Origin of the sequence: Pseudomonas sp. PvP001 (assembly GCF_040546375.1) — a bacterium.
Classification (GTDB): Bacteria; Pseudomonadota; Gammaproteobacteria; order Pseudomonadales; family Pseudomonadaceae; genus Aquipseudomonas; species Aquipseudomonas coleopterorum.
Window position 1 is genome coordinate 50,013 of sequence record NZ_JBEPNQ010000001.1, and the last position, 22,823, is coordinate 72,835.

Sequence of the window (22,823 nt, forward strand, 5' to 3'; positions counted from 1 at the left end):
TCCGGGGGCGGCGTGGTGGGTTGGGTGAAATGCGTATACCGCTACAAGGGGTCGCGGTCGAGGAGGTGGGCGATGCGGCTGACCAGGTCGCCCATGCGGAAGGGTTTGATGACCAGGTCCATGCCCTCGGCGAGGAAGGTCTGCAGGTCCAAGGCGTTTTCGGCGTAGCCGGTCATGAACAGCACGGGCAACTCGGGGCGCATGTCGCGGGCAGCGTCGGCGAGGACGCGGCCGTTCATTTGCGGCAAGCCTACATCGGTCAGCAGCAGTTGGATCGACGGGTCGGTGCGCAGGGCTTGCAAGGCATCCAGCGCGCTGTCCACCTCGGTGCAGCGGTAGCCCGCATCGGTCAGCGCCTCGACCACGAACATCCGTACCGACGCCATGTCTTCCACGATCAACAGGTGCTCACCCTTGCCGCGATTCTCCAACTGCACCGGTTCGCTGGGCAGCGGCAGCAGCGCCAGGCCGGCCGGGAGCATCAAGGTGACCTCGGTGCCATGACCGAGCAGACTGCGAATCCTCACATCACCGCCAGACTGCCGGGCAAAGCCGTAGATCGTCGACAGGCCCAACCCCGTGCCCTTGCCGACCGCCTTGGTGGTGAAAAACGGATCGAAGACCTTGTCGATGATGCTGTGATCGATCCCCGTACCGTCGTCGCGCACCGACAGCACCACGTAGTCGCCGTCGGCCAGGCGCGTGTCGCCTCGCGAATAGGCAGCGAAGGTCGACAGGCGGATATTGCCGCCTTCGGGCAGCGCATCGCGGGCGTTGATCACCAGGTTCAACACGGCGTTTTCGAACTGGATCGGATCGACCATGGCAATCGCCGCGCTGTCGGTCAGGTCCAGGCTCAAGGTGATCCGCTCGCCGATGGTGCGGCGCAGCAGGTCTTCCAATGAATGCACGTGCTGATTGATCGCGATCGGCCGGGTGTCCAGCGGCTGCTGGCGGGCGAAGGCGAGCATGCGATGGGTGAGGGCGGCGGCGTTGGTGGCCGACTGCAGCGCCGCGTCGGCGTAGCGCGACACGGTCTTGTCGACGCTGGCTGCGGCGCCTGCGGGCTCCACCCGTTTCTTGATCAGTTCCAGCGCCGTGATGATACCGGTCAGCAGGTTGTTGAAGTCATGGGCGATACCCCCGGTGAGCTTGCCCAGGGCGTCCATCTTCTGCACCTGCAGCAGCTGCGTTTCGGTGCGTGCCCGCTCTGCCACTTCCTGGGCCAGCAAGGTCTGGGCGTCGGCCAACTGGATCTGCTGTTGACGCTCGCGCTGGCGATGCTCGGTCACGTCCTCGATGAACACCAGGCTATGGCCAGGAGCGCGGTAGGGCGAGACCTGCCATTCGGTTTCACGCAGCTGTTCGTCGACCTTGAGGGTCAGGTTGCCGCGCCAGCGTTCGCCCTTGCTCAAGCGCACCTGCAGATCGTCCAGCACCGATTCCTGGCCCGCAGCCAGTTGAGTCTGCAGGCTGGTCAGCGAGACCGGCGTGGGCAGGAGCTGGGAGAAGGCATGGTTGCACTCGATCACCTGCAACTGCTCGTCGATCACCGCGATGGGGGCAGCGATGTTGGCGAAAATCTCGCGAAAACGTGCCTCGCTCTCGCGCAGCGCGTTTTCCGTATCTCGCACGCGCAACAGCGTGCGCAGCGTCGCCAGCAGCACGTCAGCATCGACCGGATGGATCAGGTAGGCGTCGGCACCGGCTTCCAGCCCGGTGATGATATCGCCGGTCTGGATCGAGGCCGCCGAGACATGGATGATCGGCAGCAAGGCCGTGGCCGGCTTGGCGCGCAGCAGGCGGACGATGTCGAAACCGCTCATGTCCGGCAGGTTGACGTCCAGGATCAGCGCATCCAGCGGCTCGCTGGCGATGAGCGCAAGGCCATCGCCACCGGTGCCGGCTTCCAGAATGGTGATGTCGTGCTGCTCCAATCGGCGCCGCAAGGCGTAGCGCGTGGCGCTGTTGTCGTCGACGATGAGGACGCGCACTTCAGGTGTCATGGCCAGGCTCCGGCGCGATGGCCAACGGAATGATCACAAAGAATGTCGAACCTACGCCTGGACTGCTCTCCACGCCTACCGTGCCACCCAGCAGTTCGGCAAAGCGCTTGCACAGCGACAGGCCCAGCCCCGTGCCGCGCAGGCGCTTCTGCACCGGAGAATCGATCTGGGCGAAGTCCTCGAACAGGGTGCCATGCAGTTCTGCGGGAATGCCGATACCGGTATCGGTCACGGCGAAGCGGATCTGCGACGGCGATTCCAGCTTGGCCGACACCCGCACTTCGCCCGCGAGGGTGAACTTCAGCGAGTTGGAAATGAAGTTGCGCAGGATCTGCGCCAGCTTCTTGTCATCGGTGTACAGCCTTGGCAGCCCGGCGGGCTCTTCGAAAATCAGGTCCACAGCGCTGGCATTGACGATCGGCCGGAACATGCCGCGCAACGCCGAGAACAGATCGAACATGTCGAACCAGGCGGGCGAGATGGTGATCCGCCCGGCCTCGATCTTGGCCAGATCGAGCAGGTCATCGACCATGTCGCTGAGCTCCTGGGCCGCGTTGGTGATGAAACTCACCTGTTTCTGCTGTTCCGGCGCCAGGGGGCCGTCCAGCTCATCGGCGAGCAGACCGGTGATGCTCAGGATCGAACCCAGCGGCGTGCGGAACTCGTGGCTCATGTACGAAAGGAAGCGGCTCTTGAGGTCCGAAGCCTGGCGCAGTTCTTCGGCCTGGCCGTCGAGTTCGCCGTACAGCGCCAGCACGCCCTGGTTGGTCTCATCCAGTTCTTCACGCAGGGCTTGTGCTTCGGCACGCAACTGGGCGATTAGGGCCGCGCTGGCCTGGGCGTCCAGTTCGAGGGGTTCAGACATGGGCGGGCTCCAGGGCGATAACCAATACGGTGATGTCGTCACGACCGCGACAGAAGTCGCGGTACAGCACTGACGCGATGATGGCGGGATGCAGGTGGATCAGGCCGGGGTAGTCAGCCATGTTCCAGCGTGACTGCAGGCCATCGCTGTACAGGATCAGCACCTGGTGGCTGGCGTCATCGAAGGTGAAGGTCTGCGCGCGCCGGAACTGCGCGCCGACGATCCCTGGATGGGAAGCCAGCCCGCGGCTCTTGCCGGGCGCGACCAGCGTAGCGCCGATGTTGCCGATGCCGGCGAAACGCAACTGAGCCGAGTCGTAGTCGAACTGGGCCACGGCCGCCGCCCCACCACGAGTACCGTTCATGGCCTGATGCAACTCATCGAGCACCTGTTCGGGCCGCGCGAACGGCGCCTGCGCGAATGCCTGGCAGCCTGCACGGGCGGCCTTTTCGGCTTCCTCGCCATGCCCCAGACCATCCACCACCAGTGCGCTGATGCCCTCGCCGGCGAAGGCCACCTGCCAGGCGTCGCCGCAGGCCGGATCATCGTGCAGCGAGCGCTGGGTCACGCCCAGGCGCAGGTCGGCTTGCGAGTCGCGCTTGCGGTACAGCCGTGCCAGCACCACCGAACCGCGGGCGTCGCTGTAGACGTCGAAGATTTCCGATTGCCGCGCCAGCGCGCCAAGGCCGATGCCTTGGGTACCGCGCGTAGAATAGCCGTCGGCCAGGCATTCCTGCAGCTCGAAGCCCGTACCGCGATCCAGCGCCAGCAGTTCCACACCCGGCGAGGTGGGATGGGGCAGGGCACGCAGGTGCAACTCGCCATGACCTGCGTGCTTGAGGACATTGCTGGCCAGCTCGGTCGCGACCAGCGCCACGCGGCCGCAGTCGGTTTCATCCAGGCCTTGGGCCTGTGCCATCTGCTGCGCGGCGCGGCGGGCTTCGCCGACCTGGCTGGAGTCCTGCAGCGCGATCACCTGAGTGATGGCGCTGCGCAAGGTCAGGTCCATCGAGTGATCGTCACGCGAGTGCCTTGGCCGGGCGCGGTGTCCAGTTCGAATTCTTCCACCAGCCGCCGTGCGCCGGTCAGGCCCAGACCCAGGCCATTGCCGGAGGTCCAAGCCGTCGGTCAGGGCCAGCTTGAGGTCGGGAATGCCCGGGCCTTCGTCGCGGAAGGTCAGGCGCAGACCTTTGCGCACGCCGTCGTCGAGAATCTGCCAGTCCATGTCGCCACCACCGCCATAGACCACGGTGTTGCGTGCCAGCTCGCTGACCGCAGTCACCAGCTTGGTCAGGTCGATCAGACGCATGCCGCAGTCCTGGGCCAGCTTGCGCGCGGTCTGGCGAGCCAGCACCACGTCCTGTTCCAGGCGAACCGGTTGGCTGCCGCTGCTTTCGACGTTCATGAGCCGTTCACTCGGGCCTGCAGCAGGCGCATGCCGCGCTCCACGTTGAGCGCGGTGCTGACGCCGGGCAGGTTCATGCCCAGCTCGACCAGGGTGATGGCCACGGCAGGCTGCATGCCGACCAGAACGGTCTCGGCGTCCATGATCCGCGACAGCCCGGAGATGGTGCCGATCATCCGCCCAATGAACGAGTCGACCATGTCCAGCGCGGAGATATCGATCAATACGCCACGGGCAGACGTCTTGCTGATCTTTTGCGCAAGGTCGTCCTGCAAGGTCATCGCCAGTTGATCGTGCATGTCGACCTGGATGGTCACCAGCAGGTACGGCCCCATCTGCAATATCGGGATGCGTTCCATGGCCTCAGACCGCCTTGCTGACGGTCAGATTCAGGCGCCGCAAGGCCAGCGCCAGGGCGTCGGCGAGATTGGCCTTGGTGACCACGCCTTGCAGGTCCAGGCCCAGGTGAACGATGGTCTGCGCAATCTGCGGGCGCACGCCGCTGATGATGCAATCGGCGCCCATCAGGCGAATGGCGGTGACCGTCTTGAGCAGATGCTGGGCCACCAGGGTGTCCACGGTCGGTACACCGGTGATGTCGATGATGGCGATTTCCGAGCCGGTGTCGACGATGCGCTGCAGCAGCGACTCCATCACCACCTGGGTGCGTTGCGAATCGAGCGTGCCGATCATCGGCAGCGCCAGTACACCTTCCCACAGCTTCACCACCGGGGTGGAAAGCTCGAGCAGTTCTTCCTGCTGGCGCTTGATGACCATCTCGCGCGACTTCTGGAAGGTACGGATGGTGTGCATGCCCAGCCCGTCCAGCAGGTCGGAGACCAGCAGCACCTGTTCGGCCAGTTCTGTCGGCTGGTTGGCGTATGTCGTTTGCAGCACGGCGAACAGCGGACGCTTGAGGGCGAAGATGAAATGCGCGGTCTGGTGCGAATCGTGGCCCAGCAAGGCCCGGCTGTGGGACAGCTTTTCCAGGACCTGACGCACGTCGGCCCATTGGCTGCCGGCAATGTTGTGGGTCTGGCTGGTTTCCAGGGCAATGATCAACTGGCTCAGCAGTTCGCTGCTCTGTTGTTGAAGGTCGGCTTCCTTGATGTTGCGCGTGGCACCGCTGGCTTCGAGGCCTGCGAGCCATTGCTCGACGATGGCGTTTTGTTGGGATTTGAAAGCGTCAACGGTTTGCGTGTTCAGCGCGGCCATGCAGGAACTCCTGTACAGAGATGGGGCAAGATAGCGTAATGATGGCGGATTATCTGCTAAACGCCAGACCTCGTCGATGACCATCGCCACGCACTGAAGCGTGGCGCTCTGGCCCGCGACGAAAGAGGGGCGCTCAGCTGGCCAGCGAGATGATCACGGGCGCAGGCAGTGGCGGCAGACCATAGGCCGCGCGCGCCGTATCGCAGGCCGGGTTGTGTTCGCCATGCTCCCACGAAGCCTCGAACTCGCGGCAGGTGCTGGAGCGCTGGGCGTACATCGAACAGCTGACGCCGGGCTTGCCCACTTCGCCGACGAGAGCGGTGCAACGCGAAGGCTTGACGTCCGTGCCGAGCATCGCCACCCGGTTGTGGGTGACCTGAATGACGCGCTCGTCGGGCACCGGGCCGCCTGCGGACTGGCATTCGCCCCAATAGAAGGACACACGGAAATGCGCGCAGCAGGCGCCGCACTCAAGGCAGGGATTGACTCTGGACATGTTGGCTCGGGAGGGGAGGCGACAGCGTTATTGGGGACCGCGACCACGCCGCCATTCTAGTGCTGCCGCAGCCGTTGTGAAGGGGGGCCGCGAGGTATATTTCACGGGCGCTGCGCAGCCTGGGAATGCACCAAAGGGACGACGTGTTCGCGCTGTCATCACACAACACCCTGATATATGATCGGTTTTCCATTTGCCGCCACGATTGCCCCTCCATGAGCAACGACACCGTCACCGCCGACATCACCCGCCGCAGGCCGGGCAACCTGGCCCAGAGCCTGGTGGACGATGTCTGCAGGATGATCAGCCAGGGCGTGGTCAAGCCCGGTGACAAGCTGCCCACCGAGCTGGAATTGATGGCGGTGGGTGGGGTCAGCCGGGCCACGGTGCGTGAGGCGCTGTCGCGGCTGCAGGTGTCGGGCATCGTCGAAACCCGCCGCGGGATCGGCACCTTCGTGCTCAACGTGCCCGGCTCGACCGTGTCGCGTCTGGACCCTGCCACCATCGTCACTTTGCAGGACGTCATCGCCATTCTCGATGTGCGCATCAGCTTCGAGATCGAAGCGGCGGGGCTGGCGGCGTTGCGTCGCACCGATGCACAGCTGGCGAGCATCGAAGAAGCAGTCAAGCGTTTCGAGCAGGCCTGCGACACCAGCGGTTCCATCGTCGCCGACTTCCAGTTCCACTTGCAGATCGCGCAAGCGTCCAACAATCGTTACTTCGTCGACATCATCACCCACTTCGGCACCAGCATGTTTCCTCGGGCGCGCCTGGACACGGTGGCCATCGCCCGGCTGGACCGGCAGCAGAAGCACGAGCGACTGGTGCGCGAGCACGCGCATATCTTCGACGCAGTCGCCCGTGGCGACTATGACGCGGCCCGGGCGGCCATGCGCATTCACCTGGCCAACAGCCGGGCGCGGGTGGTCAAGGCTCACGAAGAGCTGTCGATTTGACCGTTTTTGCGCAGTAGTACGATGACTCCCTGCCGACATCGCTACATATCTGGAAATAATTCATCTTCGAGGTATGGATATCCGTAGCGTTGTACGATAACGTAACTGCAGTACCGGCACAGACCGGTGTCCCCTAATAATTCCAACGTCCAGGGTGCTGCAACCATGATTATCCGCGCGATGTCCTTCCGCTGTTGTCCGACTTCTTCCGTTTCTCAGACGCCCAGTACAGTCTTTAGCTGACTGCGCAAGATCTGAAACACCCGGCTACCTACCTTCTACCCGCATAAAAATAACTCGTGGGAGTACCTTCGCATGCCAGCGACGAAGAAGACGCACGTGCGCTACATGATCCTGTTTCTGTTGTTCGTGGTGACCACCCTGAACTACGCGGATCGCGCCACCATTTCCATCGCCGGTGCCAGTCTGCAGAAAGACCTGGGCATCGACGCCGTGACCCTCGGCTACATCTTTTCCGCGTTCGGCTGGGCTTACGTCCTGCTGCAGATCCCCGGTGGTTGGCTGCTCGACCGCTTCGGCTCGAAGAAGGTCTATGCCTGGAGCATTTTCACCTGGTCGCTGTTCACCGTGCTGCAGGGTTTCGTCGGCTACCTGCCGATGGCCAACGCGGTGATCGCGCTGTTCATGCTGCGCTTTCTGGTGGGTGCGGCCGAGGCGCCGTCCTTCCCCGGCAACGCGCGCATCGTAGCCGCCTGGTTCCCGACCGCCGAGCGCGGCACGGCATCGGCCATCTTCAACTCGGCGCAGTACTTCGCGACCGTGCTGTTCGCTCCGCTGATGGGCTGGATCGTTCATTCCTGGGGCTGGGAGCACGTCTTCGTGGTCATGGGCGGCCTGGGCATCCTGTTCTCGGCGGTGTGGCTCAAGTACATCCACAACCCCAAGGAACACCCAAGCATCAGCGCCGAAGAGCTGGACTTCATCGAGAAGAACGGCGGGCTGGTCGACATGGACCAGGCCAAGGGCGGCAAGTCCAAGCCCAAGTGGAACTACATTCGCCAACTGCTCACCACCCGCATGATGCTGGGCGTGTACCTGGGTCAGTTCTGCATCAACGGCATCACCTACTTCTTCCTGACCTGGTTCCCGGTGTACCTGGTTCAGGAGCGCGGCATGACCATTCTCAAGGCGGGCTTCATCGCCTCGCTGCCGGCCATCTGCGGCTTCATCGGCGGCGTGCTGGGCGGGGTGATCTCGGACAGTCTGCTGCGTCGCGGTCATTCGCTGACCTTCGCTCGCAAGACGCCGATCGTGTGCGGCTTGATGCTGTCGACCACCATGGTCATCTGCAACTATGTGCAGGCCGAATGGATGGTGGTGGCGTTCATGGCGCTGGCGTTCTTCGGCAAGGGCGTGGGCGCACTGGGCTGGGCTGTGGTGTCCGACACCTCGCCCAAGCAGATCGCCGGGATCAGCGGCGGGCTGTTCAACATGTTCGGCAACGTGGCCTCCATCACCACGCCGATCGTGATCGGCTACATCATCAGCGCCACCGGCTCGTTCAAGTACGCGCTGGTCTATGTGGGCGCCAACGCCCTGGTCGCGGTGTTCAGCTACCTGGTGATCGTCGGCCCGATCAAGCGTGTGGTATTGCGCGAAGAGAACGGCGATCCGATCGTCGACGATGCACCGCAGCTGACCGGCGCGCGTCCCTGAAGCGTCTGCAGCCAACGACAAGACCGCGGCCGGCAGTGCCGGCACGCGGCTCTCGATTCAGCCTGAGTTGATTGGAAGGGCCAAGCCATGCAATTGATCGAACATTCCGATTCTCCCCGCTACGTGCGCCTGCACGCAGACGACAACGTCGTGGTCGTGGTCAACGATCAGGGCGTGGCCGAAGGCAGTCGCTTTCCCGATGGCCTGACCGTCATCGAAGGCGTGCCGCAAAGCCACAAGGTCGCAACCGTCGACATCGCCGAAGGCGGCACGGTGGTGCGCTACGGGCAGATCATCGGCTACGCGCTGGAACCCATTCGCCAAGGCAGTTGGGTCAAGGAGAGCCAACTGGCGATGCCGTCGGCACCGCCGCTGGACAGCCTGCCGATGTCCGACGCGGTGCCGGCTGCGCTGCCACCGCTCGAAGGCTTCACGTTCCAGGGTTATCGCAACGCCGACGGTACCGTCGGTACCCGCAACATTCTCGGGATCACCACCACGGTGCAGTGCGTGACCGGCGTGCTGGACCATGCCGTGAAACGTATCCGTGAAGAGCTGTTGCCCAAGTATCCCCACGTCGATGACGTGGTAGCCCTGACCCACAGTTATGGCTGTGGCGTGGCGATCAATGCACGCGACGCCTACATTCCGATTCGCACCGTACGCAATCTGGCACGCAACCCCAACCTGGGCGGCGAGGCACTGGTGATCGGTCTGGGTTGCGAGAAATTGCAGGCCGGGCAGGTGATGCACGAGGACGATCCCTCGGTGGACCTGAGCGAGCCGTGGCTGTACCGCTTGCAGGATTCGGGTCATGGCTTCGGGGAAATGGTCGAGCAGATCATGGCCCTGGCCGAGACCCGCCTGGCCAAGCTCGATCAACGTCGCCGCGAAACCGTGCCCGCCAGCGAGCTGATTCTGGGCATGCAGTGCGGCGGCAGCGACGCCTTCTCCGGCATCACCGCCAATCCGGCGTTGGGATTCGCCTCGGACCTGTTGATTCGGGCCGGTGCCACGGTGATGTTTTCCGAAGTCACCGAAGTGCGCGATGCCATCTACATGCTGACTTCGCGGGCCGAAACCCACGAAGTGGCGAGCGAGCTGGTGCGCGAAATGGACTGGTACGACAACTACCTGGAGCGCGGCGCCGCGGACCGCAGTGCCAACACCACGCCGGGCAACAAGAAAGGCGGGTTGTCGAACATCGTCGAGAAATCCCTGGGCTCGATCGTCAAGTCCGGCAGCAGCGCGATCAACGGCGTGCTCGGCCCGGGCGAGCGGGTCAATCGCAAGGGGCTGATCTATTGTGCAACGCCCGCTAGCGATTTCGTTTGCGGCACCCTGCAACTGGCCGCGGGCATGAACCTGCATGTATTCACCACCGGCCGTGGCACGCCTTACGGCCTGGCGATGACACCCGTGGTCAAGGTATCCACCCGTACCGAATTGGCAGAGCGCTGGCCGGACCTGATCGACATCGATGCCGGACGCATCGCGACCGGGCGCGCCACCATCGAGGAGTTGGGCTGGGAGTTGTTCCACTACTACCTGGCCGTGGCGAGCGGGGAAAAGCAGACCTGGGCCGAGCGCTATCGCCTGCACAACGACATCACCTTGTTCAACCCTGCGCCGATCACCTGATCAGGCGCTGCGACGGGCAGCGGGCAATCCGCTGCCAGTCGTCCTGATAAATAAGCGTCAAAAAAGGGAATCAAATCCCTACCTCCAGTGTCGAAGTGCCACTAAACTGTCATTCTCCGTTTCGGTACCTACATTAGAGGTTTTTGCATGAAGCTCAGTCCGTTTGCGGGCAAACCTGCCCCAGCCCAGCTGCTGATCGACATCCCGCGTCTGGTCACGGCTTATTACACCGGCCAACCGGACGCGAGCGAGCCTACCCAGCGTGTGGCGTTCGGCACTTCGGGCCACCGTGGCAGCTCATTCGACTTGAGCTTCAACGAAAATCACGTTCTGGCCATCAGCCAGGCGATCTGCCTCTACCGCAGCAGCAAAGGCATCGACGGCCCGCTGTTCGTCGGCATCGACACCCACGCGCTGTCGACACCTGCCGGCGCCAGCGCGCTGGAAGTGTTCGCCGCCAATGGCGTACAGGTCATGCTGTCCAAGGACGACGAGTACACGCCGACGCCAGCCGTCTCCCACGCGATCATCTGCTACAACCGCGGGCGCAGCAGCGGCCTGGCGGATGGCGTGGTGATCACGCCGTCGCACAACCCTCCGCAAAGCGGTGGCTTCAAGTACAACCCACCCAATGGCGGGCCTGCCGACGGCGACGTGACCAAGTGGATCGAAGCCAAAGCCAACGAGTTGCTCGCCGATGGTCTGCGCGATGTGAAGCGCATGCCCCATGAGCAAGCGCTGAAAGCGGCGACCACCCATCGTCACGACTACATCCATCACTACGTGGCCGATCTCGTCAACGTGATCGACTTCGATGTGATCCGCAAAGCCGGTCTGCGTCTGGGTGTGGATCCGTTGGGCGGGGCAGGCGTGCGCTACTGGTCGGCGATTGCCGAGCACTATCAGCTGGATCTGGAGGTGGTGAACACCGAAGTCGATTCCACGTTCCGTTTCATGTGCGTGGATTGGGATGGGCAGATTCGTATGGATCCGTCATCCAGCCATGCCATGCAGGGGCTGATCGGCCTCAAGGATCGCTTCGATGTGGCGTTCGCCTGCGACCCTGACCACGACCGTCACGGTATTGTGACGCCAACCGGTGGCTTGCTGGCGCCGAACAATTACCTGGCCGTGGCCATCGACTACCTGTTCCAGAACCGTCCGCAATGGCGCAACGACGCGGCCGTGGGCAAGACCGTGGTCAGCAGTGGCTTGATCGACCGTGTCACCGCACGCCTGGGTCGTCGTTTGCATGAGGTGCCGGTGGGCTTCAAGTACTTTGCCGATGGGCTGTTCGATGGTTCGCTGGGTTTCGGTGGAGAGGAGAGCGCCGGCGCGTCATTCCTGCGCATGGATGGCAGTGTCTGGACCACCGACAAGGACGGTCTGATCCCTGCGTTGCTGGCAGCTGAAATGACCGCTCGTACCGGTCGCGATCCGAGCCAGGCCTATGACGCATTGACGCAAACCCTGGGCGAGCCGTTCTCCACCCGTGTTGAAGCGAAGGCCAACCCTCAGCAGAAGGCGGCCCTGAGCAAGTTGTCGCCCGAGCAGGTCAAGTCGACCGAGCTGGCCGGAGAGCCGATCGAGCAGATCCTCAGCCATGCGCCTGGTAACGGCCAAGCCATCGGCGGCCTGAAGGTCATCACCGCCAACGGCTGGTTCGCCGCGCGTCCATCGGGCACCGAGGACATCTACAAGATCTACGCCGAAAGCTTCATCGACCAAGGCCCACCTGCAGCGTCTGGTGGCCGAAGCGCAGGTGTTGGTGGATTCCGCCATCGGCTGATGCCCCTTGGATAAACCGCGTACGCCGCTGCCACAGAAGCACCGCGATCCCTGTAGCAGCGGCGCAAGCCGCGTCCGGCCTCAACGCGGTCCTCCAGATGCACCGCATGCGCCGCCGACGCGGCTCGCGCTGCTGCTACAGAAGCACCGCGATCCCCTGTAGCAGCGGCGCAAGCCGCGTCCGGCCTTGACGCGGTCTTCCAGATACACCGCATGCGCCGCCAACGCGGCTTGCGCCGCTGCTACAGAAGCACCGCGATCCCTGTACCAGCGGCGCAAGCCGCGTCCGGCCTTGACGCGGTCTTCCAGATGCACCGCATGCGCCGCCAACGCGGCTCGCGCCGCTGCTACAGAAGCACTGCGTGCGGCCTTGGCGTGGTCTTCCAGGTGTATCACTTCCGCCGCCGACACGGGGATCGATGGCAAACACGGCTCCTGTAGCAGCGGCGCAAGCCGCGTCGGCAGGCACCACGGAGCCCCAGGCACACCGCCTGACCCGCTCAGCGTCAGCGATAAGGATCTTTGGTATATTGCGGCTCTCGCGACATGCCCAGGAGTTTTCGTGTCATCGCAACCCACCGACAAAGACCGTCAGGCTCAGGGCCTGATTGCCCGGGGCTGGCGTTGGCTGCGTTCGCAGCAACGTGATGCCTGGTTCCATACGCCACTGATCGAATCACCTGCGCCCGAACCCTCCTGCGAACCCTCTCCCGCATCAACGTCGAAGCGGCCCGCCCGTGCGCCAAAGAAGCCCGCCACGCTACCGGCGCCACAGCCTTTGCTGTTTGCCCCCTGGCAGCTGGAACTCACTCCAGCCCTGAAGAAGACCATCAAGGCCGACGTCGCTGCGCGGCTTCCCGAACAGGCCCAACCCAGCGCCGCGCAGTGGAAGATGATCTTCAGTACCACACCGGCCACCTGCGTAGTCGCTGGCGCCGGCGCGGGCAAGTCCACGTCGCTGGTGCTCAGAGTGCTGGTCCTGCACCACTACCTGGGATTCGAACTCGACAGCCTCAGCGTCGTAACCTTCACCCGGGAGTCACGTCGAGACTTTATCAAGAAGTTGTGTGAAGTCTTTGATAAGTGGGAGATTTCATATTTATTCGAGAATCTGCGTGAAGTCGTCAGAACCTACCATTCGCTGGTTCTGCCCATGGTCCATGCGCTTCCTGGCCTGTCCGACGTTCGCGCTTTCGAGAATCTGGGCGCCGCTGGCGCAGGCGCCGAAGAAGCCAACCCCTTCCAGCTGCGTCTCAACGATACCCAGCGCCAGTTGATGAACGAGTGCTATCGCGATCTGATGACCAGCGATCCTGCATTTGCCAGTCATATCGCCAGCCTGCGCAAAGGCGCAGCCCAGTTGCGCAAGCTCGACCCGCAAGACGCAGATGTACAGAAACGCCTCAAAGCCCTGAGTCTGGCCAGTGCCCGCGATGTGGAGCTGTGCGACTTGATCGAAGATCAATGGCGCAACGCAAACGCCTGGCCTATAAAAGGGATCAAGATCGACCGTCAACCAATTGATATAAAAGGATTTACATTCCATGCCCATGGGTACATAGCCAAACTCGACACATGGGTTGTCTTGGGTTTCGATGCCAATACCGACCCCCAGTTGACCCGGCCGGGCGCCAAGATACCTGTCTGGGGTGAGTGGGCCGTAAAGCGCACCCTGTTTCAAGCTTTCTGCGATAAGTCTTTGATTTGGCTGGACAATCCAGATGATGCAAAGAAGGTCTTGGGTGCATTGAACAGCAAGGCGCTGTCCGGCCCCGGTTTCGAGTACCAGCTTCCCGGCGAGCTTTCTCCAGCGCCGCTGCTCGATTGTTTCGTGGCCGCCGCAACCTTCATCGAGAATCTCGGGTTGCAGGTAGTCGATGCCATCGACCGAATGACCTGGGACGCCGATGACCCCGAAACCGCCTTCTTTGCCGCACTACGTACCTACTGGCCAGCGCTTGAGGCGCACCTGCAGCGGCAGACCCCGCCGATCATGCTGTTCAACCGCATGTTCGCGCTGTTGGGAGAGGGCTCTGACTCCAGGGTCGGCGAGCTGCCCGATGAAGCCCTGCGCCCCATGTCCCATCTGCTGGTCGATGAATTCCAGGACATTTCCGCGCAGATCGTCGGCTGGCTTAAGGCAAGCCTTGCCGAAATCCTTCGTCGAGGTTCTTCTCTGGCTGGTGAACGAGCGGCCCAGCACAGTTCGCTGATGTGCGTCGGTGACGACTGGCAATCGATCTACGGCTGGCGAGGCAGCACGCCCAGCTACTTCATGCAGTTCAATCGCACCTTCAGTGCCCACAAGCACACGCGCATCCTGCTGATCGACAACTACCGCAGCCACCAGGTCGTGATCGACGCCGCCGAACATGTCGTCGCATCGGCGCCGGCCATACCGGGCAAGAAAGCCCAGGCGCGCACCACGTTCGCCCGCGAACCGGTGCCCGTCACCGTGCTGACTCGGGACCTTGCAGACCTTGCCCGACGCGCTGCCGAGCATCATGCGGCGGGCGATTCGATTCTGGTGCTGTATCGCCGCAACAGTGATCGCCAGGCACTGGCCGAACATATCCAGGGCCTGTTGCAGCTTGAGCAGGCGCTGCCCGTAGAGCAGCGCCGCTTGCGTCAGCTCACCTTCCACAGCGCCAAGGGGCTGCAGGCCGATGCGGTGTTTCTGCTGGGGGACTGCCAGTACGCCAGTCGCTCGCCCTACAAGAATCAGGTGTATGCCTTGGCCGGTCTGGCGCCGCCGGGGCAGGTGGACGGCTACGACAGCGCTCAGCATGAAGAAGCGCTGCGCCTGGCCTACGTCGGGATCACCCGGGCCATCCACAGCTGCTACTGGTACGTGGAAACGGCGACCAGGCCCGGCGCCCGCGCCTCCGACCGCGTCGACGCCAGCCTGCCATGCTTCAGCGATCTGCGGATCAAGCCCAAGCGCTGAATCAGGCCTGGGACATCTCCCGGACCTTGGCGGTGAGGACGTCGAAGGCGAACGGCTTGGTGATCATTTGCATGCCGTCATCGAGGAAACCGGCACGCACTTCCGCGTCCTGGGCATAGCCGGTGATGAACAGCACCTTGAGCCCAGGCCGCAGGGTACGCGCCACTTCGGCCAGTTGCCGGCCATTCATGCCGGGCAGACCGACGTCGCTGATCAGCAGGTCGATGCGCTGCCCGGACGCCAGAATCGGTTGTGCGGCACTGGCGTCGGCTGCCTCCAGGTAGCCGTAACCCAGCTCGCGCAGCACTTCGCAGACCAAGGTGCGCACCGCATTGTCGTCCTCCACGATCAACACCGTCTCGCCATTGCGCGCCATGGGTGACTCGATTACCGGCACCAGCGCGTGCGGCAGCTGCGAGGCGTAGCAACGCGGTAGATAGAGCTGCACCGTGGTGCCCTGGCCGGGTGTGCTGTCGATGGCCACGTGCCCGCGGGACTGCTTGCTGAAGCCGTAGATCATCGACAGGCCGAGCCCGGTGCCTTGGCCGATGGGTTTGGTGGTGAAAAAAGGGTCGAACGCACGGTCGACCACGGCGGGGTCCATGCCCAGCCCGGTATCGCTGACACTGAGCAGGATATAGTCGCCCGGCTCCAGATTCTGCTGGCCGGAGGTGAAGCGTTCGTCGAGATGACGATTGCCCGTTTCGACGATCACCTCGCCAGCCCCCGGCATGGCGTCGCGGGCGTTGATCACCAGGTTGAGTAGGGCGCTTTCCAGCTGATGCGGGTCGGCTTCGGCAATCCACAGTTCCGGGTCGAAGCGCAGGTGCAAGGTGATGCTCTCGTTGAGGCTGCGGTGCAGCAGCTCTTCCATCGAGCGGACCAGCTCGTTGACCTGGACCGGCTTGGAATCCAGAGACTGACGGCGGGAAAACGCCAACAGCCGGTGGGTCAGCGACGCCGCGCGGTTGGCCGAGCTGATCCCCATATCGATGAGTTTGGGCAGGTCGTCGAACTGATCGCGCTTCATGCGTCGACGCATCAGTTCCAGACTGCCGATGATGCCGGTGAGCATGTTGTTGAAGTCGTGGGCAATGCCCCCGGTCAGCTGGCCGACCGCTTCCATCTTCTGCGCCTGGCGCAGGGCTTCTTCGTTGATGCGCACCTGAGCGGTACGTTCTTCGACCTGCTGTTCCAGGTTGCCGTTGAGTTCGCGCAACTGCTGTTCGGCCGCCTTCTGCTCGGTGATATCGGTGGTTACCCCGACCAACGCCTGGATCAGGCCTTTCTCGTCAGGGATCGCCCGGGCGCGCACGTCGACCCAGTGCAGCGAACCGTCGGGCCAGCGATTGCGGAATTGCGCGGCGAAATCGGCACCCAGTTGCAAGCTGTCGATCAGCGCTTCCTGCATCATCGCTTGATCACTGGGATGAACGCACAACAGCCAATCAGAGTAATCGAAGCGAGCGCCGGCCTCGATGCCGTAATGGGCGCGGGGGTCCGGTTCGAGCAATTCAGCTGCAGCGGGTGGCAGGTCAGTTCCCAGGCGCCGAGGCGACCGGCGCTCATGGCATGTTGCAAGCGCTGTTCGCTTTCGCTCAGGTCGAGCAGACGATCCCGGGCTTCGTATTGACGGCGACGGCCACGAATGGCGGTCTTGGCCAGGCTGACCAGGGTCATGGGGTGGAACGGGCGCTCCACGAAGGTCACGTTGCCCAGGCGCGCCGCGAGGTGCATGGACTGCGCCTGATCGGCGGCGCGCTGGTGGGTCATCAGCACGATCGGCAGGTCGGACCAGGCCGGTTGCTGACTCAGATACACCAGCAGGGGCTGCATCCGGGCTTCGGACAGCGCTTCGTTGGCGATGAGGCACACACCCGCGCCCTCGCGTTGCAGGTGTGTGCAAAGCTCGTCGACATCCGCCACCGCAGCCCCCTCGATGCCCGCCTGGCCCAGGATCTGCAAGGCGACCTGGCTATCGCGTCCCAGGGGCGCCAGGACCAGCACCCGCTCCGAGGTGGGTATGGACATCTTCACTGATCGTCTGCTTCGAGCAGGGGGCGGGCTTCACCGATGTAGGTCGGTACGCCGCGCAGCACCCCTTGGAACGCGCTCAGTGGTTCGCCAACGGTCATGCCCTGACTGCTGATCTTGTATTCGCGGATGGTGTTTTCATGGCTGCCGAAGCGCTTCTTGATCACCGACACCGCACGGCGTACGTTGCCCAGCGCCTCGAAGTAGCGCAACAGGATGACCGTATCGGCCAGGTAGGTGATGTCCACCGGCGCCTTCATGTCGCCGACCAGCCCTTGCTGAGCCACGGTCATGAAGGTGGAGGCGCCCAGGCGGTTGAGGTAGAGCAGCAGTTCGTGGATGTGCAGCACCGGCGTGCTTTCGCCCATCATGGCGGCGTGGTAGCCGTTGATGCTGTCGATCACGACCGTCTTGATGGAATGCAGGTTGATGCTGGTACGCACCATGTGGGCAAACTCGCCGGGCGACTGCTCGGCGGCGTCCACCTGCTGGATGATCATCTGGCCGCGATGCTGGTAGGCCTCGAGGTCGATGCCCAGGTTCTTCATGCGCTCGAAGAGCAGGCTGAGTTCTTCGTCGAAGATGAACAGCGCGACTTTTTCGCCGCGCTCCACCGCTGCGGCGGCGAAGACCATGGAGAGCAAGGATTTACCGGTACCGGCAGGGCCGATGATCAAGGTGCTCGAACCGTTCTCGACACCGCCGCCCAGCAGCGCGTCCAGTTCGGCGATGCCCGAAGTTAGCTGGCTGCGTTCGTAGCGAGCACGGAACTCGGCCGCCACCAGACGCGGGTACACGTGAATACCGTCGGGCTGGATGGTGAAGTCGTGATAGCCACCGCGGTATTTCTGCCCACGGTATTTCATGATGCGCAGACGGCGCCGTTCGGCACCGTAGTCGGGTGCGGTTTCTTCCAGGCGAATCACGCCGTGGGCGATGCTGTGCAACGTCTTGTCCAGCGGTTCGCTGGTCATGTCGTCAAGCAGCAGCACCGTGGCATGGAAGCGGGCGAAATAGTGTTTGATGGCCAGGATCTGCCGGCGATAGCGCAGCGAACCCTGAGCCAGCAGACGCACCTCCGAGAGGCTGTCCAAAACCACTCGGGAGGGTTTTACCCGTTCCACTTCATCGAAGATCTGCCGGGTAGCTTCGCCCAGTTCCAGGTCGCTGCTGTATAGCAGGCTTTGCTGCTGTTGCAGGTCCAGCACCAATTCGGGTGGGGTCAGCTCGAACACCGTGACCCGTTCGTCCAGCTCCCAGCCATGGGAAAGGGCGCCTTCGCGCAGCTCCCTGGCGGTTTCGGACAGGGTGATATAGAGGCAGGTCTCGTTCTGTGCAACGCCATCGAGGAGAAATTGCAGCGCTACCGTCGTCTTGCCTGCGCCCGGCTGGCCTTCCAGAAGGAAGATATGGCTGCGGGTCAGACCTCCGCCCAAGATATCGTCCAGCCCGGCAATGCCGGTGGCTGCTTTGGCCGTCGTCAAAAAGGTGTCCTCGGGTAGCGGGAAGGGCTGCGTTGCGCAATGTGCTACAGCATGATACTGGACACCGTGCCGGTAGCGGGGTTCCTGTGTGGCATGACCGAAATTCGCCATTGGAACCAGGCGATTTCACAGGCCCTGTTGCAGGCTTGGATCGTCGGCGTTCTGCTGTTCCAGTTCGGCCAACAGTATCTGCACATTCTGCAACTGCCCGGTTTCTTTCCAGTACTGGATCAACAGCACCCGCGCGCGGCGGTTGGCCGGATCACGGCGCAGGATCTCTTCCAGCTGTTTCTGTGCTGCCTCGATCTGCTGCAGGTCGTGCAGGTTGGTGGCCAGCACGTAGCGGTAATCGTTGTTGTCCGGTGCCAGTTCCACCGCACGGGCGAGGGCGAGCAGGGCGTATTCGTCCTCGTCATGGGCCATCAGCCAGAGGCCCAGTTGCTGCTGCAACAGCGCCGATTGCGGATGGGCCAGCAACTGCTCGGCCAGCAAGGCGCGGGCCGAGTCGCTTTTGCCTTGTCGTTCGAGCAACTCCACTTGCACGGCAATGGCTTCAAGGTCGTCCGGCGCCAAGGTGCGGTAGCGAGTCAAGGCCTGCTCTGCCTGCTCGTAGGCCGCATCATGCAGATACAGGCGCGCCAGTTCGAGCTGAGCGGTGGCGTCGTCGGTGTGGCCTTGCAGGTCGGCGATGTAGGCGTTCACCACCTTGTCCAGGTGAGCGAAATACAGCCCCAACTCATCGACCGGCAGGCCGAGCAGGCCACGGGCGGCATGGAAGCGGATGGCCTGATCCTCGTCTTCCAGCAACGGGCCGAGCAGCACGCTGCGCTGACTTTCGGGGACGAGCCCGATTACCGCATCGATCGCGGCATGTCGTACCTGCGCCTCGTCACTGTGCAGATCGGCGCTGGCCAGTTTGAGCGCCTGCGGGCTGGGGTAGTTGTGCAGCTGGGCATACAGCGCAGCGCGGCGCTCGGGTGCAAGATCGCTGCGCGCCAGCTGCTGATAGAGCACGCGGGCCGCGCCTGGTTGACCGTTGCGGGCCTGGTTCAGGGCCTTGGTGTAGCCCTGTTGCGGTGCAACCGGCGCCGTGGTGGCGGCGGGGCGCAAGGCATACCACAGGCCTGCCAGCAGCAGCGAAAACACAATCAAGATCAGCGAAAGGCGAACGCGTTTAGACATGCAGGTATCCGAAGAGGCGCAGGCTTGGCCGGGGTATTCAGCTTGAGTCACTGCCGAGGCGCAGTCAAATCGAGAGGGCGGCGACCATTGGCAAGCCACCCATGGGTGAGGTTTACTAGCGCACCCTTTCCAACGTTCCGCTTGCCACCTGCCAAGGCCACCGCATGTCCCGCTACACGAGCCGCGACTGGCTGCCCCACGAAAAGCCGAACCTGCCGGGCTCACCCTCGACGCCCTTGCATTCGACACCCAAGCGGCTGGCGTTCGGCATCGTTGGCTTACTGGTGGCCCTGACCGGTGGCCTGGGCAACTCACTGGTGGTGGCGAACCTGCAATTTCTGCAGGGCGCACTCGGCGCCACGGCGGCGGAGATGGCCTGGCTGCCGGCCGCCTACGTGATGACCAACGTGTCGATGAACCTGCTGCTGGTCAAGTTTCGCCAGCAATTCGGGCTGCGCACCTTCACCGAACTGTTTCTGGTGCTCTATGCCCTGGTGACCTTCGGCCACCTGTTCGTCAATGATCTCGCGTCGGCCATCGCCGTGCGGGCCGCACACGGCATGGTCGGCGCGGCGCTGAGTTCGCTGGGCCTGTACTACATGATCCAGGCCTTTCCCGCCAAGTGGCGGCTCAAGGCCCTGGTGCTGGGCCTGGGTACCTCGCAACTGGCGCTGCCACTGGCTCGGGTATTCTCCGAAGACTTGCTGCAGATCGCCGAGTGGCGCGGCCTGTATCTGTTCGAGCTGGGCATGGCGCTGCTGACCCTGGGCTGCGTGTTCCTGCTCAAGCTGCCGCCGGGGGCGACCGCTTCAAGACCTTCGAACCGCTGGATTTCCTGATTTTCGCCATCTTGGCGACGGGTATTGCCTTGCTCTGCGCCGTGCTGTCGCTGGGGCGGATCGACTGGTGGCTGGAGGCGGACTGGATCGGCTGGGCGTCGGCAGGGGCGATCGTACTGATCCTCGGTGGGCTGGCCGTGGAGCACAATCGCAGCAACCCGATGCTGATGACCCGCTGGCTGGGCAGCGGCGTCGCCATCCGCCTGGCCCTGGCGGTGATTCTCACGCGCATGGTGCTGTCGGAGCAGTCCACCGGGGCGGTGGGGCTGCTGCAGGTGCTGAACATGGGCCAGGAGCAGATGCGCACCCTTTATGTGGTGATGCTCTGTGGCGCAGTGGCCGGGCTGGCCGTGAGCGCCTGGACGATCAACCCGGAGCATCTGTTCATGCCGCTGATCATCGCCCTGGCCCTGATGGCCGTGGGCTCGGCGATGGACAGCTTCTCCAGCAACCTCACGCGCCCGGCCAACATGTACCTGAGCCAGTTCCTGCTGGGTTTTGGCGGCACGTTTTTCCTGGGACCGACCATGGTGCTGGGCATGCGCCACGTGCTGACCAATCCGCGCAACCTGGTGAGCTTCTCGGTTCTCTTCGGTATCTGCAACAACCTCGGCGGATTGATCGGCGCGGCGTTGCTGGGTACGTTCCAGATCGTGCGCGAGAAATACCACTCAAGCATGATCGTCGAGCACCTGACGTTCCTGGATCCGCTGGTCCAAGCGCGCATCAGCGGCTCCGCCGCGAGCTACCTGGCGAGCATCGCCGACCCTGCGTTGCGCACGACTCTGGGCACCCGTGCCCTGGCCACCGCCGCCACCCGCGAGGCGAACGTCATGGCCTATAACGATGTCTTCATGCTGATCTGCATCATTGCCGTACTGACCATGCTGTGGATCTTCGTACGCAGCCTGTGGCTGATGAGCACTACCCGGGCGGTCACCACCGCCGCGACACCTACTGTATCCACCAGCGGCGCCAGCACTTCATGACCGAACCGACGTCCACGACCACCAACGCCATCGCCGCCACGCCCGAAGGCCAGACTCCGCCCCCCAATCCGGCAGCCACCGAACCGCGCTCGCGACGGGTGCGGGTGCTGTCCAGCCTGATCTTCGCCAGTGTGGCGCTGGTGGGCGTGGCGATCGTGCTGTATGCCTGGCAGCTGCCACCGTTCAGCAGCCACATCGAAAGCACCGAGAACGCGCTGGTGCGGGGCCAGGTGACGATCATCGGGCCGCAGCTGGCGGGCTATGTGTACGAAGTGCCCGTGCAGGACTTCCAGTTCGTCAAGGCCGGCGACCTGTTGGTGCGTCTGGACGACCGCATCTATAGGCAACGCTTGAACCAGGCGCTGGCCCAGGTGCAGGTGCAGAAAACCGCACTGGCCAACAACCTGCAACAGCGCCGCAGTGCCGAAGCCACCATCGCCCAGCGCCAGGCGGCGGTCGTCGACAGCGAAGCGCAGGCCCGCAAGGGCGCTGCGGACCTGCGCCGCAACCAGGACCTGATCAGCGATGGCTCGGTGTCGCGCCGCGAGCTGGATGTGACCCGAGCCGCCAATGCCCAGGCGCTGGCGTCGGTGGCGCAGGCCAAGGCTGCGTTGGCGATCGCTCGCGAAGACCTGCAGACGGTGATCGTCAACCGCGACTCGCTGGAAGCCAACGTGACCAACGCCGAGGCCGCCGTGGAGCTGGCCCGCATCGACCTGGACAACACCCGCATCGTAGCGCCGCGCGACGGCCAGTTGGGACAGATCGGCGTGCGTCTGGGCGCCTACGTCAACTCCGGGGCGCAATTGATGGCGCTGGTCCCCGACACGCTGTGGGTAGTGGCCAACATGAAGGAAACCCAGATGGCCAACGTGCGCATCGGTCAGCCGGTGACCTTCACCGTGGACGCGCTCAATCACCTGCGACTGCGCGGGCATGTGCAGCGCATCTCGCCAGCGACGGGTTCGGAATTCAGCCTGTTGCAGGCCGACAACGCCACCGGCAACTTCGTCAAGATCGCCCAGCGCATTCCGGTGCGCATCACCGTGGACCCGGACCAGGCCGCAGCGCAACGGCTGCGGCCCGGCATGTCGGTCGTGGTCAGCATCGACACCGGTTATGTCGTCGAGCAGGACCGCACAGATCCGCCGAGCGACGGCGCGCCCTAGGGCGGCCAAGGCGGTTGAACCCCCTGGTCGGGGCTAAACCATTTGATCTTTGCCGACGGGTCGCCTACCGTCAGCGCCGTTTGTCTTCGCCCAGTGCAGGAAGCCGGTTCGAATCCGGCGCGGTCGCGCC

13 protein-coding genes and 4 pseudogenes are annotated in these 22,823 nt (G+C 63.6%); 7 read left to right on the forward strand and 10 right to left on the reverse strand.

Features of this window, described 5'->3' with window-relative positions; all coding sequences use genetic code 11:
* Positions 1–41: 41 nt before the first annotated feature.
* From ABMD26_RS00265 to ABMD26_RS00295, 7 genes and pseudogenes are all read right to left on the reverse strand, one after another.
* The gene (locus tag ABMD26_RS00265) at positions 42–2,006 is read right to left on the reverse strand and encodes a PAS domain-containing hybrid sensor histidine kinase/response regulator (protein WP_320497049.1); all 1,965 of its coding nucleotides are present in this window, start codon (positions 2,004–2,006) and stop codon (positions 42–44) included.
* Positions 1,996–2,871: a sensor histidine kinase gene (locus ABMD26_RS00270; protein ID WP_056842717.1), complete on the reverse strand. Its 876-nt coding sequence runs from the start codon at positions 2,869–2,871 to the stop codon at positions 1,996–1,998. The genes ABMD26_RS00265 and ABMD26_RS00270 overlap by 11 nt, the downstream gene beginning before the upstream one ends.
* Positions 2,864–3,874 carry an ATP-binding protein gene (locus tag ABMD26_RS00275; RefSeq protein ID WP_502948330.1) on the reverse strand — a complete coding sequence of 337 codons (1,011 nt, stop codon included), beginning with the start codon at positions 3,872–3,874 and terminating at the stop codon, positions 2,864–2,866. The genes ABMD26_RS00270 and ABMD26_RS00275 overlap by 8 nt, the downstream gene beginning before the upstream one ends.
* Positions 3,871–4,276: pseudogene (locus ABMD26_RS00280) on the reverse strand (anti-sigma regulatory factor). The gene ABMD26_RS00275 and the pseudogene ABMD26_RS00280 overlap by 4 nt, the downstream one beginning before the upstream one ends.
* Complete coding sequence (locus tag ABMD26_RS00285; protein ID WP_056842715.1) at positions 4,273–4,635, reverse strand: STAS domain-containing protein; 363 nt, start codon at positions 4,633–4,635, stop codon at positions 4,273–4,275. Before ABMD26_RS00285 ends, ABMD26_RS00280 begins: the two are co-directional and overlap by 4 nt.
* A 4-nt stretch (positions 4,636–4,639) precedes the next feature.
* Positions 4,640–5,491: an STAS domain-containing protein gene (locus ABMD26_RS00290; RefSeq protein WP_049859587.1), complete on the reverse strand. Its 852-nt coding sequence runs from the start codon at positions 5,489–5,491 to the stop codon at positions 4,640–4,642.
* A 133-nt stretch (positions 5,492–5,624) separates the two neighbouring features.
* A complete protein-coding gene (locus ABMD26_RS00295) occupies positions 5,625–5,987 on the reverse strand; it encodes a YkgJ family cysteine cluster protein (protein ID WP_049859588.1) in 363 nt (120 codons plus the stop codon).
* Between the two features lie 215 nt (positions 5,988–6,202).
* Between ABMD26_RS00295 and ABMD26_RS00300 the strand changes: the two genes are divergently transcribed.
* From ABMD26_RS00300 to ABMD26_RS00320, 5 genes and pseudogenes are all read left to right on the forward strand, one after another.
* A complete protein-coding gene (locus ABMD26_RS00300; protein ID WP_320521855.1) occupies positions 6,203–6,943 on the forward strand; it encodes a FadR/GntR family transcriptional regulator in 741 nt (246 codons plus the stop codon).
* 315 nt (positions 6,944–7,258) lie between these two features.
* Positions 7,259–8,620, forward strand: a complete 1,362-nt coding sequence (locus ABMD26_RS00305) for an MFS transporter (protein ID WP_090358282.1) — start codon at positions 7,259–7,261, stop codon at positions 8,618–8,620.
* Positions 8,621–8,707: 87 nt separating this feature from the next.
* Positions 8,708–10,261, forward strand: coding sequence for a galactarate dehydratase (gene garD / locus ABMD26_RS00310; protein ID WP_122742274.1), 1,554 nt, complete (start codon positions 8,708–8,710; stop codon positions 10,259–10,261).
* A 147-nt stretch (positions 10,262–10,408) separates the two neighbouring features.
* Positions 10,409–12,050 (forward strand): annotated as a pseudogene (gene pgm, locus ABMD26_RS00315) (phosphoglucomutase (alpha-D-glucose-1,6-bisphosphate-dependent)).
* A gap of 561 nt (positions 12,051–12,611) precedes the next feature.
* Positions 12,612–14,996, forward strand: a complete 2,385-nt coding sequence (locus ABMD26_RS00320; RefSeq protein WP_354306816.1) for a UvrD-helicase domain-containing protein — start codon at positions 12,612–12,614, stop codon at positions 14,994–14,996.
* Between the two features lies 1 nt (position 14,997).
* Here the strand turns inward: ABMD26_RS00320 and ABMD26_RS00325 are convergent.
* The 3 genes and pseudogenes from ABMD26_RS00325 to ABMD26_RS00335 form a co-directional block, all read right to left on the reverse strand.
* Positions 14,998–17,027 (reverse strand): annotated as a pseudogene (locus tag ABMD26_RS00325) (hybrid sensor histidine kinase/response regulator).
* A 2-nt stretch (positions 17,028–17,029) separates the two neighbouring features.
* Positions 17,030–18,514, reverse strand: coding sequence for an ATPase domain-containing protein (locus tag ABMD26_RS00330; protein ID WP_354306818.1), 1,485 nt, complete (start codon positions 18,512–18,514; stop codon positions 17,030–17,032).
* Positions 18,515–18,640: 126 nt separating this feature from the next.
* Positions 18,641–19,696 carry a tetratricopeptide repeat protein gene (locus ABMD26_RS00335; RefSeq protein WP_354306820.1) on the reverse strand — a complete coding sequence of 352 codons (1,056 nt, stop codon included), beginning with the start codon at positions 19,694–19,696 and terminating at the stop codon, positions 18,641–18,643.
* A 164-nt stretch (positions 19,697–19,860) separates the two neighbouring features.
* Between ABMD26_RS00335 and ABMD26_RS00340 the strand changes: the two are divergent.
* Together ABMD26_RS00340 and ABMD26_RS00345 are read left to right on the forward strand one after the other, a co-directional pair.
* Positions 19,861–21,524 (forward strand): annotated as a pseudogene (locus ABMD26_RS00340) (MFS transporter).
* The gene (locus tag ABMD26_RS00345; protein WP_122742267.1) at positions 21,521–22,693 is read left to right on the forward strand and encodes an HlyD family secretion protein; all 1,173 of its coding nucleotides are present in this window, start codon (positions 21,521–21,523) and stop codon (positions 22,691–22,693) included. Before ABMD26_RS00340 ends, ABMD26_RS00345 begins: the two are co-directional and overlap by 4 nt.
* Positions 22,694–22,823 lie beyond the last annotated feature (130 nt).